This window comes from Collinsella aerofaciens, from assembly GCF_001404695.1.
Lineage (GTDB): Bacteria > Actinomycetota > Coriobacteriia > Coriobacteriales > Coriobacteriaceae > Collinsella > Collinsella aerofaciens_E.
This window is the reverse complement of sequence record NZ_CZAQ01000009.1, coordinates 41,313-54,768: the sequence shown is the minus strand read 5'-3', so window position 1 is coordinate 54,768 and position 13,456 is coordinate 41,313. Positions and strand designations below refer to the sequence as shown.

The 13,456-nt window shown below is 62.6% G+C and carries 11 protein-coding genes and 2 tRNA genes; 12 read left to right on the top strand and 1 reads right to left on the bottom strand.

Annotation, left to right across the window (positions count from 1 at the left end):
- Window positions 1-96: 96 nt before the first annotated feature.
- A complete protein-coding gene (locus AQ996_RS03695) occupies window positions 97-669 on the bottom strand; it encodes a hypothetical protein (RefSeq protein WP_055251155.1) in 573 nt (190 codons plus the stop codon).
- 370 nt (window positions 670-1,039) lie between these two features.
- Here AQ996_RS03695 and rimP point away from each other — a divergent pair, with 370 nt between their 5' ends.
- From rimP to AQ996_RS03635, 12 genes are all read left to right on the top strand, one after another.
- Entirely contained in the window at window positions 1,040-1,534 is a 495-nt protein-coding gene (gene rimP / locus AQ996_RS03690; RefSeq protein ID WP_055251153.1) for a ribosome maturation factor RimP, read from the top strand.
- 1 nt (window position 1,535) lies between these two features.
- The gene (nusA, locus tag AQ996_RS03685) at window positions 1,536-2,780 is read left to right on the top strand and encodes a transcription termination factor NusA (RefSeq protein ID WP_055251151.1); all 1,245 of its coding nucleotides are present in this window, start codon (window positions 1,536-1,538) and stop codon (window positions 2,778-2,780) included.
- Window positions 2,781-2,871: 91 nt separating this feature from the next.
- Window positions 2,872-5,586: a translation initiation factor IF-2 gene (gene infB / locus AQ996_RS03680; RefSeq protein ID WP_055251149.1), complete on the top strand. Its 2,715-nt coding sequence runs from the start codon at window positions 2,872-2,874 to the stop codon at window positions 5,584-5,586.
- A gap of 11 nt (window positions 5,587-5,597) precedes the next feature.
- Entirely contained in the window at window positions 5,598-6,008 is a 411-nt protein-coding gene (gene rbfA, locus AQ996_RS03675; protein WP_006234038.1) for a 30S ribosome-binding factor RbfA, read from the top strand.
- A complete protein-coding gene (locus AQ996_RS03670; protein WP_055251147.1) occupies window positions 6,001-7,044 on the top strand; it encodes a DHH family phosphoesterase in 1,044 nt (347 codons plus the stop codon). The genes rbfA and AQ996_RS03670 overlap by 8 nt, the downstream gene beginning before the upstream one ends.
- Before the next feature lie 15 nt (window positions 7,045-7,059).
- Window positions 7,060-7,992 (top strand): tRNA pseudouridine(55) synthase TruB, encoded by a 933-nt coding sequence (gene truB / locus AQ996_RS03665; protein WP_055251145.1) that lies wholly within the window; start codon window positions 7,060-7,062, stop codon window positions 7,990-7,992.
- The gene (gene ribF / locus AQ996_RS03660) at window positions 7,989-8,996 is read left to right on the top strand and encodes a riboflavin biosynthesis protein RibF (RefSeq protein WP_055251144.1); all 1,008 of its coding nucleotides are present in this window, start codon (window positions 7,989-7,991) and stop codon (window positions 8,994-8,996) included. The genes truB and ribF overlap by 4 nt, the downstream gene beginning before the upstream one ends.
- On the top strand, window positions 8,989-11,100 hold the full coding sequence (gene dnaG / locus AQ996_RS03655; RefSeq protein ID WP_055251142.1) for a DNA primase: 2,112 nt from the start codon (window positions 8,989-8,991) through the stop codon (window positions 11,098-11,100). The genes ribF and dnaG overlap by 8 nt, the downstream gene beginning before the upstream one ends.
- Before the next feature lie 110 nt (window positions 11,101-11,210).
- Window positions 11,211-12,557 (top strand): RNA polymerase sigma factor RpoD, encoded by a 1,347-nt coding sequence (gene rpoD, locus AQ996_RS03650; RefSeq protein WP_055251140.1) that lies wholly within the window; start codon window positions 11,211-11,213, stop codon window positions 12,555-12,557.
- 164 nt (window positions 12,558-12,721) lie between these two features.
- A tRNA-Asn gene (locus tag AQ996_RS03645) sits at window positions 12,722-12,796 on the top strand.
- Between the two features lie 33 nt (window positions 12,797-12,829).
- Window positions 12,830-12,904 (top strand) — tRNA-Asn (locus tag AQ996_RS03640).
- A gap of 161 nt (window positions 12,905-13,065) precedes the next feature.
- The gene (locus AQ996_RS03635) at window positions 13,066-13,455 is read left to right on the top strand and encodes an Asp23/Gls24 family envelope stress response protein (RefSeq protein ID WP_172674604.1); all 390 of its coding nucleotides are present in this window, start codon (window positions 13,066-13,068) and stop codon (window positions 13,453-13,455) included.
- Window position 13,456: the final 1 nt, after the last annotated feature.

The following is a 13,456-nucleotide window of genomic DNA, read 5'->3' as shown; positions in this document are numbered from 1 at the left end:
AGCATAACTGACGCATAAAAGACGAGGGGCGATCCGGTTGGGTCGTCCCTCGTTTTGCGCTGTGTGTCCTGTTTGGCTGATGCCTAGCGCCACCTTCTACGGAATGTGCACCAGGTCCCTAAAGTAGACGTTGCCCGTCTGCTCCTCGAACATCCAGATGTTGAGGTAGATGTCGTTGAGGTCGTTGTTCACGTCAAAGTCCGGATCGTCGAAGGTGCCTGCAAAGGTGAGCATCGCGGTCGCTTCTTCGCCTGCGGCGACGGGCTGGCGCATGCGCACGTCGCGGACGACACCGTTGACGTAGGCATAAGCATCAACATCGCCAAGCATCATGTCGACATCGGTGTTGTTTGTCACCGCAAAGACCAATACGGCGTCGCCGTAGCCATCCGTGTCCTTGCCCACGCAGGTAACATGGACGTTCTCGTCTGCCTCAAGGTCGATGGGGAACTGTTCTTGAGGGTCTGGACCTAAGCCCTGGGGGTCGACTCTATCTTCGTCTATTTTGTCGAAGCGCTCCGATGGCGTCGTTTTCTCGATGGCTTTGGTGCTGCCGAGATCCGGCTCGCATGGCCCGGTTTTACCATCGACGTTGCTGCAGCCCGCCAGAGCGAACGAGCAGGCCGCAATGGCGAGCGCGGTCGCGCAGAGGGTGCCTAGGCGTTTCATGGATCCTCCTTGCCGTAGAGATTCTGGAAGGTTGTGCGGTCAATGCGTGCGGCAGGCTTTCTTGCTACAGAATGCCTTTCAGCTCCAGTCTGGCCGATGCGCGACCAGGGATGGAATGCCCATAGGGCCCGATTTGGCCGGCGCGCTGGGACGCATGGCCCGTTTTGGGCCATTTGGGTGGGCGCCGCGCAGGAGTCATCGCCTAATTGTCCTATTCTTGTGGAGAAGCTGTGGGCGCGCTGACCTGCGAATTTCTTTGACGCTTGCACGTTTTCGCAGGTATTGGTATAGTTTGCTTGCAAATGAAGTTGTAATTGAAAGAAGTGGGGTTTCGGCCCCGCTTCTTTTTTGTATGGACGGAGGTGCCGCAATGGTCAAGACCAAGACCGAGCAGGCGATCATCGACGCGCTCGAGGCCGTCGCTCCCCAGCACGATGTCGACATCGTCGACGTTGAGCTCGTGGGCGCCACCAAGGCCCCCTGCGTGCGTGTGCGTATCGAGGGTGCCGAGGGTCAGAGCTTGTCGCTCAACGACGTCACGGCCAATACCAAGTGGGTCGGCGACGTCATCGAGGAGCTCGACCCCATTTCTTCGAGCTACACGCTCGAGGTGTCGAGCCCGGGTATGGCGCGCCCGCTGCGCCGTCCGCGCGACTTTGCCCGCTTTGTGGGCGAGGACTGCGAGCTCACCTCCACCGCCACCGAGGGCCGTCGCAAGTACTCCGGCAAGATTGTCGCCGCGACCGAGACGAACGTGACCCTCGAGCTCGAGGACGGCGAGTCCGTCACCCTCGATTTCTCTGATGTTAAAAAGTGCAAGTTGAAGCCCACCTACGACTTCAAGCCCGCGAAGGAAGGAAACTAACATGGCAGCATCCGACATGATGTCCGCCCTGATGGAGCTTTGCCAGGAGAGGCACATCGACCAGCTCTACCTGATCGACCGCCTGGAGCAGTCGCTCGCCAAGAGCTATGCCGAGATCTTGCATCTTGAGTGGGGCGCCAAGGTGACCATCGACCGCACCACCGGCAAGATCTACGTTTACCGTCTGGAGCCGATCGACGATTCCATGGACGAGGAGGGCAACTTCACCGAGTTCGAGGAGATCGACGTCACCCCCAAGAACACGAGCCGCATCGCCGCTCAGCACGCCAAGGCCGAGATCAACGCCATCGTGCGTAACTCCGCCCGCGAGCAGATCTACGAGGAGTTCTCCGGTCGTATCGGTGACCTCATCAGCGGTACCGTGCTGCAGTCCACGCCCGACTTCACGATCGTAAAGATCCGCGATGGCGTCGAGGCCGAGCTGCCGCATTTTGACCAGCGCCGTTACGAGAACGAGCGCAACGAGCGTCCGATGGGCGAGCGCTATCTGCACAACCAGCACATCAAGGCCGTGATCATCGACGTCCGCGATCCCAACTCCAACCTGCAGCCGGTTCGCGGCGAGCACAGCCGTCCGCCGATCGTCATCTCCCGCACCCACCCCGAGCTCATGCGTCGTCTGTTTGAGCAGGAGGTGCCCGAGATCTATGAGGGCACCGTCCAGATTAAGTCGATTGCCCGCGAGCCCGGCCAGCGCTCCAAGGTCGCCGTCCACTCGCTCGACGACCGCCTGGATCCCGTGGGCGCCTGCGTCGGCCCCAAGGGCAGCCGCGTTCGCGCCGTCGTGGGCGAGCTCCGCGGCGAGCGCGTCGACGTCATCCTGTGGGATGCCGATCCGGCCGTCTACGTCGCCAACGCCCTGTCGCCCGCCAAGGTCACCCGCGTCCTCATCGACGAGGAGAAGGCCTACGCCGGCGTCATCGTGCCCGACGACCAGCTTTCGCTCGCAATCGGCAAGGAGGGCCAGAACGCCCGCCTCGCCGCTCGCCTGACCGGCTGGCACATCGACATCAAGTCCGAGACCCTTGCCGCCGACATCCTCAAGAACGTCCCCGTTCACGAGGAGCCCGCCGCCGACCTGATCGGTGACGAGGACGACGACGTCCGTCGCTGCGAGTACGTGTCCGAGGACGGCATTCAGTGCCGCAACCAGGCCCGCCCCGGCTCCCGTTTCTGCGGTGTCCACGACACCGACGCCTTCGATGATGCGGAGGACCTGATCTAGCGCGCGGTCGCGCCGGGCGGGTCCCGGCGCATCTCCCACGCTCGTTCAGTCTCTAGGCACCCAAGGTGCCAGAAAGGGTAGGTGAAGTCATATGGCAAAAGTCCGTGTGTCCACCCTGGCCAAAGAGTTCGGCATGACCTCCAAGGAACTGATGGGTCATCTCACCGAAATGAAGATTCCCGCTAAGTCCGCTTCCTCCGCTCTGGAGGACGCTTATGTCGCCATGGTCCGCAAGCAGCTCGCCTCGGTAATCGAGGCTCGCGCCAAGGAAGTCGAGGCCGCCAAGCAGGCCGAGGAGGAGGCAGCCGCCGCCGAGGAGGCAGCGCGCGCTGCCGAGGCCGAGCGTGAGCGCATCGCCGCCGAGAAGGCACGCGAGGAGGAGCGCCGCCAGTTCGCCGCCGCCCAGGCTGCCGAGGAGGCCGCCCGCGCCGAGGCCGAGGCCAAGAAGAAGGCCGAGCAGGAGCGCCTTGCCCGCGAGAAGGAGGAGGCTGCCCGCGAGGCCCAGCGCCGCGCCGTCCCCGCTTCCGACTCCGGTTCGCGCTTCCGTTCGCTGCTCGACCAGATCGCCGCACAGGAGACCGTGCTCAAGGAGAAGAAGGACGCCGAGGAGAAGGCCAAGGCCGAGCGCGCCTCCGAGCGCGGCAACCGTCGTGGCGGCAACAACGACCGTCGCGGTGGCCGTCGTAACGATCGCAACGCCTCCGACAGCAACTCCGAGCGTAACGCCTCCGAGAGCCGTCCGCACAGCCATCGCACCAACGCCAGCAACAACGTCGCTGCCGGTATGGACTTCCCCAACCCCGATAAGCAGGGCAAGGGTAAGAAGCGCAAGGGCGGTCACGGCAACGATGAGGACCACTACAGCCGCATGGCTCGTGAGGCCGAGGAGTACAGTCGCGAGAAGGTGCTCGAGGAGGCTCGTGCCGCCGTCGAGGAGGCCTCTCGCGAGTCCACTGGTCGCCGCAAAAAGCGCAAAGAGAAGCGCGAGCGCGAGGCCGCAAAGGCTCAGGAGGAGCGCAAGATTGAGGAGGCGCTGGCCCAGGGCGTGAACCCCGAGGAGCTCGACGCCATCAAGGTCTCCCAGGGCGTTACCGTCCAGGAGCTCGCCGAGGCGCTCGACGTTCCGGCCAACGACATCATCAAGCGCCTGTTCCTGCTGGGCACGCCGCTTACCATGACGCAGTCCATGTCCGACGACCTCGTCGAGCTCGTTGCCGACGACCTGGGTCGCCAGATCAAGATCATCACCCCCGAGGAGGAGAACACCTTCTCGTTCTATGACGATCCCGCCGACCTTAAGCCGCGCGCCCCGGTCGTCACCGTCATGGGCCACGTCGACCACGGCAAGACGAGCCTGCTCGACGCCATCCGCCACACCGGTGTCGCTGCCGGCGAGGCGGGCGGCATCACTCAGGCCATCGGCGCTTCGCAGGTCATGATCAACGACCGCAAGATCACCTTCATCGATACCCCGGGCCACGCCACCTTTACGGCTATGCGTGCCCGCGGCGCCAAGGTGACCGACATCGTCATCCTAATCGTGGCTGCCGACGACGGCGTCATGCCTCAGACCATCGAGTCGATCAACCACGCCAAGGCCGCCGGCGTACCCATCGTCGTCGCCGTCAACAAGATTGATAAGCCGGGCGCCAACCCCGACCGCGTGCGCCAGGAGCTCACCGAGTACGGCATCATCCCCGAGGAGTGGGGCGGACAGAACATGTTCGTCAACATCTCGGCCAAGCAGAAGATCGGTATCGACGACCTGCTCGAGACCGTGCTGCTCCAGGCCGACGTGCTCGAGCTCAAGGCCAACCCCGACACCTTTGCCTCCGGTAACGTCCTCGAGGCTAAGCTCGACAAGGGCCGCGGTTCGGTTGCCACGGTTCTCGTGACACGCGGTACCCTGCACGTGGGCGATACGCTGGTCGCCGGCCTTACCTACGGCCGCGTCCGCGCCATGCTCGACCCCAAGGGCAATGCCGTCACCGAGGCCGGCCCCTCCGACGCCGTCGAGATCCTGGGTCTGCAGTCCGTGCCCAACGCCGGTGACGAGTTCCGCGTGTTCGAGGATGAGCGCGAGGCTCGCGCCCTGGCGGATGAGCGTTCGCTCAAGGCCCGTATCGAGGAGCAGAGCCGCGTGAAGCACGTCACGCTCGAGAACCTCTTCGAGACCATCGCCGATGCCGAGGTCAAGGAGCTCAACCTGATCATCAAGGCCGACGTCCAGGGTTCCATCGAGGCCCTTCAGGACTCGCTCGACAAGATGGATCAGTCCGAGGTCCGCATCAACACGATCCACTCCGCCGTCGGTGCCATCAACGAGACCGACGTCGTCCTGGCCGACGCCTCCAACGCCATCATCATCGGCTTTGGCGTGCGTCCCGACGGCAAGGCCCGCTCCGCAGCCGAGCGCGAGGGCGTCGAGATTCGTTGCTACGACGTTATCTATAAGTGCCTCGAGGAGCTCGACGCTGCCCGCATCGGCATGCTCAAGCCCACCGAGGTCGAGGTCTCCACGGGTACCGCGACCGTCCTGGACACCTTCAAGGTGCCCAAAGTCGGCATCGCCGCCGGTGTCCGCGTCGAGGAGGGCGAGATCGCCGCGACCGATTCCGTGCGCCTGGTGCGTGACGGCATTGTGGTCTTCAACGGCAAGATTGCCTCGATGCGCCACTACAAGGACGAGGCCAAGAGCCTCAAGAGCGGTTCCGAGGGCGGCATTGGCCTGGAGAACTTCCAGGACATCAAGCCCGGCGATCAGATCGAGGGTTACCGCATCGACCAGGTTGCCCGTACCGAGTAGGGGGTAGCGCTATGAAGCAAACGCAGGCAACCCGCCGTTTGGGCGAGCAGCTTCGCGAGAAGCTTGGTTATATCCTGCTCTTTGAGGTTTCCGATCCGCGTCTCGACCTGGTCACCCTGACTGCGGTCGAGGTCGCGGTGGACCGTTCGTTCGCACGCGTGTACGTGTCGTGCGATGCGAGCCGCTACGATGAGGTCATGGAGGCGCTTGCCAGCGCCAAGGGCCGTATTCGCAGCCTGTTGGCTCGCTCGCTCGATTGGCGCGTCACGCCCGAGCTCGATTTTCGCATCGATCGCTCGACCGATGAGGCCGAGCGCATCACGCGTGCGCTGGAAAACGTTCCGGCCACGCTTGCGATCGAAAAGGACGAGGACGGCTACCCCATAGCGGATGCCGCCCAGGAGGCAGCTTTAGATGACTAATTCCGCCGATCTCGCCTCGTGCGAGTCTGCAGATATTAAACGACGCATCCTCGAGCTCATCGAGGGTGCGTCCTCCATTGCGATCTCGGGTCACACCTCTCCCGACGGCGATGCCCTGGGCTCCGTGTTGGGCCTGGGCCTTTCGCTTATGAAGGTGTTCCCCGACAAGGACATCGCCCTGCTGCTGGCAGACGACGATCCCGTTCCGCGCATCTACCGTTTTATGGAGGGCGCCGATCTGCTGGTGCCGGCATCTGCCTACACCGGCAACCCGGACCTGTTCATTTCGGTAGACGTGCCGGTCGTCGAGCGCCTCAATAATTCCGCCGAGGTGTTGCGTCGTTCGGCTCACGTGGCGTGCTTTGACCATCACCCGGCACGCGAGGAGTTTGCCGAGGTCAGCCTTAGGTGTGTCAATGCCGCTGCTTGCGCCATGATCATCGACCGCTTTTTGGCCGATTGCGGTATTACCGCAAGCGACAGCATCGCCACCTGCCTGCTGTGCGGTCTGGTCACCGACACCGGTCGTTTTCAGTATCAGAACGCCGATGCTGCAGCGTTTCATGCCGCCTCGCGTCTGGTGGCGCACGGTGCCGATCCGGCGCGCGTCGCGCTCGAGGTCTACCAGAGCATGCGTGTCGAGTTCTTGCACCTCAAGTCCATCGTCATGGGTCGCATCAAGACGGTCGCGCGCGGGCGCGTGGCATATAGCTACGCGTACGAGAGTGACCTCAAGGAATGCGGCGTCACCTCGGATGAGTGCGACGGCCTGGTCGATGTGGTGCGCTCGGTGATGGGCGTCGAGGTCTGCCTGTTCCTTAAGGGCATCGAGGGCGATACTAAGGTGCGCGGCAACCTGCGCTCCAAGGGCGATCTTGATGTTTCCGAGATTGCGGCCAACTTTGGCGGAGGTGGGCACCACGCTGCCGCCGGCTTTACCAACGCCGGAACGATTTCCGAGACGCTCACCGCGGCACTTCCCATGCTGGCCGAGCTGGTAGGGGAGGATCCCGCTTCGGTGACCGTCGAGCTCTAACTTTTTGGATGGTACATGGCTCGTCGTACACCTTCTCAACTCAATATGCTGCTCGCCGTCGATAAGCCGGTGGGCTGCACGTCCCACGACGTGGTTTCGCAATGCCGACGCGCCCTCCATGAGCGGCGCGTCGGTCATGCCGGAACGCTCGACCCCATGGCATCGGGTGTCATGGTGGTGGGCGTAGGCCAGGCAACGCGTCTGCTGGGCATGCTCACGCTCGATACCAAAAGCTACGTCGCCGACATTTCGTTTGGCGTCGAGACCAATACCGATGATGCGGAGGGCGAGGCCGTCCGCACAGTGCCCATTGCCGCCGACTTGCGCGATCCGGCCTATGCCCGCGAGCGCCTGTGCGCCATGCTGGGCCCTCAGATGCAGGTGCCGCCGGCGTTTTCGGCCATTTCGGTCAACGGCGTGCGCGCCTATAAGTCTGCGCGCGAGGGCAATGCCGTGTCGCTGCCCCCGCGTCCGGTCGAGGTGTACTCCGCTAACCTGATTGCCGTGAGCGGCGAGGGCGAAGCGTGCGTTTGGACCGTGGCGTTTTCGGTGAGTAAGGGCACCTATATCCGTGCGCTCGCTCGCGACCTGGGTCGTGCCTGCGACAACGCGGCGCATATTTCTGCATTGCGCCGTACGGCCTCCGGTGTTGTTTCCATCGGTGCCTGTCATGCGGTCGAGGAACTTTCTGCCGAGTCCGCTGCCGGCTTTGCCCTGGATCCCATTGCGGCACTGGGCGCCACGCGCGTCGACTTGCCGGGTGATCTTGCCGACGATCTGCTGTGCGGACGTCGTATTCCTATTGAGCGCGCGCTTGCGAGCTTCGATGCGTCGAAGGCGCCGTTTGCGCTGGTGCTCGATGGCGGGCTCAAGGCGCTTGCCCGTATCGAGGGCGGCCGCTTTGTTATGGAGCATGTCTTTCCGCAGGCGATCGGCGGTGTTCGATGATGCTGGCCTCCCACGAGCTCGCGCGTATTTTTTTCGCGGGCGAGTCGGATGAGGCCCGCATCGTCGCCGCCGATGCATTTGATGATTGCGCGTGCCTGGGTGCCGCGTCGATCGCCATCGGCGTGTTCGACGGCGTGCATCGGGGGCATCGCGAATTGATCGACGCGGTCGTTCGCGATGCGCGTGACCATGGCTGCAAGGCGGTCGTGGTCACCTTCGATCCCGACCCGGACGTGGTGGTGAGCCCTACGCCCGCGCAAAAATTGATGACGACGGCTGACCGTCTGCATGCCCTGGCTCTCACCGGGGTCGATGCGGTCGTGGCCGTTCCCTTTACGCCCGCGGTGGCGGCACTCGACCACGTAGGCTTTCTTAAGCTGCTGTCGCGCGTCGTCGATATCCGCTCGATTCGCGTGGGTAGCGACTTTAGGTTGGGCCGCGGCGGTGCCTCGGGCGTTGCCGAGATGCAGGCATGGGGAGCCGAGCGCGGCGTTGACGTCTATGGCCACGAGCTGCTGTGCGTCGATGGGCAGACGATCTGCGCCACCCGTATTCGCCAGGAGCTGCGCCGGGGTCATGTTGAGCTTGCCGCCGAGCTGCTCGGCCGCCCGTATATGCTGCGAGGTATTGTTGCCGGCGGTCGTCACCAGGGCTCCGACATGGGTTTTCCCACGGCAAATATTCAGGTGCCCGAGGGCATTCAGGTGCCTGCCGATGGCGTCTACGAGGGCTTGGTGCTGGTCGACGATACCGTATGGCCTGCCGCCGTCAACGTGGGCCTGCCGCCGACGTATGCCGACGATGCCGCCTCGGCTCATCTCGAGGCCAACTTGATCGGGTATGCAGGCGACCTGTACGGCGCCTCGGTTTCGCTGGCGTTTACACGTTGGCTGCGCCCGTCGCGCGTGTTCGATTCGCTGGACGAGCTTATCGCGACCGTCGAGGGTAATATTGACGATATCCGTCATCATTTGGGTGAGCAGGGGGTGAGCATCCGTGATTAGCGATGAGGAAAAAGACCAGGTGCGCGCTGCGTCCGACCTGGTTGCCATCGTGCAGGAAACGGTTGAGCTCAAGCCCCGCGGCCATGAGTTTTGGGGTTGCTGCCCCTTTCATGGCGAAAAGACCCCGTCGTTTCACATTATCCCCGCCACGCAGGTGTGGCACTGCTTTGGCTGTGGCGAGGGCGGCGACGTCTTCACCTACATCATGAAGCGCGAGAACCTGAGCTTCCCTGAGTCGATTCGCTACCTGGCCGACCGTGCCGGCATTGAGCTGCACGATACCGGCGCCTATCGCGAGCGCGGCACCAAGCGTGCCCGCATCTACGACCTGTGCGCCGAGACCGCCCAGTTCTACCACACCATGCTCATGCGCGGTAAGGACAGCCGTCCGCGCGAGTATTTCGCCAGCCGCGGTATGGGCGGCGACGTCTGCCGCCGCTACTGCCTGGGTTTTGCGCCGGGTCGCAACGCGCTGGTGTCGCATCTGTCGCAGGCAGGCTTTACCCCGCAGGAAATGATCGATGCCAACGTGGCCGTGAGCCGTGGGCGCGGGCAGCTTGCCGACCGTTTTTACGACCGCGTGATGTTTCCCATCTTTGATGAGCAGGGTCATAACATCGCCTTTGGCGGGCGCATTATGGGCGACGGCCAGCCTAAGTACCTCAACACCGCCGAGACGAGCGTGTTCCATAAAAAGCGAAACCTCTACGGCTTTAACTGGGCTAAGGAGTTTATCGTCGCGCAGGATACCGCCATCGTGGTGGAGGGATATACCGACTGTATCGCCTGCTGGGAGGCGGGGATCAAAAACGTCGTCGCCACGCTGGGTACGGCGTTGACGGAACATCATGTAAAGACGCTCACCCGTTTTGCCAAGCGCATTGTATATATGTTCGATGGCGACGCTGCCGGTCAAAAGGCCGCGCGCCGCGCGATTCAGTTTATCGAGCAGGATTCGATGGACCTGCGCTGCGTGGTGCTTCCCGACGGCAACGACCCCATGGAGTTCATCACCGCGCATGGTGGCGAGGCGTTGCAGGCGCGTATCGACGCCGCCGAGCCCCTCATGGACTTTGTGTACCGCTCACTGCAGGAGTCGAGCGACATTTCCACGCCGGGCGGTCGTGCCAAGGCGCTCGAGGATGCGCTGACGCTCATCTATCCGCTGCGCAATAGCTACATGATCGATACGTACTTTATCCAGATTGCCGACCTGCTGGGGTTGGACTTGGAGACGGTGCGTTCGAGCTCGGGCCGTGTGTTTCGCGATGTTGCCAAGCGCGAGGACGCCGAGCGTCGTCGCGAGCAGAACTACGAGCGCCAGCGGGCGCAAACCGAGCGTGCAGGCAGCGCGGGCGTTCGGGCATCAGGTTCGCAGGGGGTGTCTCGCGGTGTCTGGGCGTCGGGGGTGACGCCGCCGGTGTCCGCACCGGTCGAGGAAGAGCCGTATGACTATGTGCCGCTTGAGGCCTACGGGGCCGCGCCGGCCGAGGTCGTCGACGATATGCCGCCTATCGATGTGCCGGCTGGTATGGATGGCGCGGCGCCGGCCGCCGATGCTTCTGGCGCGTCCGCGCCGACGATGCCAATCGTGCTGACCGACCTGGAGCGAAAGTCTTTGGCGGGGGAGCGCGAGCTGCTGACGATGCTCACGAGCTATCCCGACCTGTTCCGCACGTATGCCGACCGCATCTGCTCGATCGAGTGGGTAGATCCGCGCCACGAGTCCATCGCATGGGCCGTGCTCGCGACGCCGCCGGGCACCGACCCCACGGCGTGTATGGATGCGGCGCGCGCGGTGTGTCCCGAGGCAGCGTCGCTTGTCAGCGCCGGACGCATTTCGTCGACGAGTAAGCATCCCACCGAGACGAACATCGTGTTTATGCTTGATACCCTTGAGCTCTACACCATCAAGCGCCGCATGCGCGCCGCGCAGGCAAAGCTTCGTCAGGACCGGTCGCTCGACGATGAGGCGCGCCGTGTGCTGACGATGCAGGCGATGCAAGATTCTCAGCGCCAGCGCGAGCTCCAAAAGTCGATCGGCGGCGTGGCTGACCCGTTCCGTTTGATCGGTTTGGAGACAACGGGTGCCGATCAGGCCTAGATGTTGTGGTCAACCAGCGTATTTGCGCCTATATCCAGTCTGATTTTTGGGTATAGACGTCAATGTGTGTGCTAAAGTAATGAGTCCTGTGGACTATGAAGGGAGAATCTGTGCCAAAAAAGAGTGAGAGCACGGGTACTGGGCTGGAATCCTACGTTGCAAAGCTCATGGGCAACGGCTCAAACAGGACTTCGGTAACCGAGGACGAGATTCAGGTCGCCCTGAAGGATATCGATGTGTCTGACGAGCAGCTCAACGCGGTGTATTCCGCGCTGCGCAACAGCGGCATCCAGATTATCTCCGCGAGCGGAAACGACGACGCCCCCATGGACGTCGACGATGACGATAACGATAGCGATACCGATGATTTCGATGACGACGAGCACGATTCCGGCTCGCTCGACGATCACGAGCTTAAGATGGCCCGTCAGGCCGACGCCGAGATGGGTTCTTCCAAGAGCAAGAAGAAGCGCACCGTGCGAACGTCCCGTTCGCGTTCGCGCGTGCGCGGCATCGATGCCTCCACGGTGATGCTGACCGGCGACCCGGTTCGTATGTACCTTAAGGAGATCGGTAAGGTCGACCTGCTGACCGCTTCCGAAGAGGTCGATCTGGCCATGAAGATCGAGGCCGGCCTTGACGCCACCGAGAAGCTCGAGGCTGCCGAGGCGGGCGAGATCGAGCTCACCCGCGTCGAGATGCGTCGCCTGACCCGTATCGAGAACGTGGGTCTCGAGGCCAAGCAGGCGCTCATCAGCGCCAACCTGCGCCTGGTCGTCTCCATCGCCAAGCGCTATGTCGGTCGCGGCATGCTGTTCCTGGACCTGATCCAGGAGGGCAACCTCGGTCTGATTCGCGCCGTCGAGAAGTTCGACTACCAGAAGGGCTTTAAGTTCTCCACGTACGCCACATGGTGGATCCGTCAGGCCATCACGCGTGCTATCGCCGACCAGGCCCGTACCATCCGTATTCCCGTGCACATGGTCGAGACCATCAACAAGCTCGTCCGCGTGCAGCGCCAGCTTCTTCAGGACCTGGGTCGCGACCCGACCCCCGAGGAGATCGGTGCCGAGATGGACATGAGTGCCGACCGCGTCCGCGAGATCCAGAAGATCTCGCAGGAGCCCGTGTCGCTCGAGACCCCCATCGGCGAGGAAGAGGATTCCCAGCTGGGCGACTTCATCGAGGACTCCCAGGCTATCGTTCCGCCCGATGCCGCCAGCTTCTCCATGCTGCAGGAGCAGCTCACCCAGGTGCTCGACTCGCTTGCCGATCGTGAGCGCAAGGTTATCGAGCTACGTTTTGGCCTTGTCGACGGACATCCCCGTACGCTCGAGGAAGTCGGCCGCGAGTTTGGCGTCACGCGCGAGCGCATCCGCCAGATCGAGTCCAAGACTCTGGCCAAGCTCCGCCATCCCAGCCGTTCCAGCAAGCTTAAGGACTACATCGAGTCTTAACCTCGCAAGCAAGAAGCGCCCTCAAGCACATCCGCTTGGGGGCGCTTTCATGTAGTCATTGGGGACGTCCCCAATGACTAGGTCGGAAAAATTCTCAAAAAAGTTCTTGCCCTAAGCTGATTCGTCCGTATAATAAACTTCGTTGCTTGAGAGCACGCACCTATTCCTCGGTAGCTCAATGGTAGAGCACGCGGCTGTTAACCGCGCTGTTGTAGGTTCGAGTCCTACCCGGGGAGCCAGATTTTTCAGCCCATTCCGTTGGGCTTTTAAATTCCTCGGTAGCTCAATGGTAGAGCACGCGGCTGTTAACCGCGCTGTTGTAGGTTCGAGTCCTACCCGGGGAGCCAGGTTGTAAAACCCGTCGCTTATGCGGCGGGTTTTTTCATGCCGCGATCTCCTAGCGCGAACGTTGCCATATCAACATTTCGTGTCGAGGATGTAATCCCGCGGCCCACCACCTCAACACGGCGCGGTCGTTGTAGAATATTGCAATGATTGCTCCCACGAGATGGTGCCGCGAGCACCAGATAAGGAGATTCTTGTGTCTGAGACCATTAACGGCAGCCTGAGCGTCTCGAACGACGTTATTGCCGATATTGCCGGTTATGCCGCGATGACGTGCTACGGCGTCGTCGGTATGGCCGAACAGCTCCAGGGCGCCGAGAGCGTGCGCCTGCTTGCCGGTCAGCGCCTCCGCAAGGGCGTGCTTGTCTCCGCCGACGAGAACGGCCTTACGGTCGATCTTCACGTCGTGCTCGAGAGCGGCGTCAACATGAAGTCCGTCTGCCACAATCTTTCGAGCTCCGTTGCCTTCACCCTGCAGGAGATCGCCCAGATCGATCCCGCCAGCCTTAAGATCGGCATCCACATCGACGCGCTCAAGAGCCGTCTGAACTAGC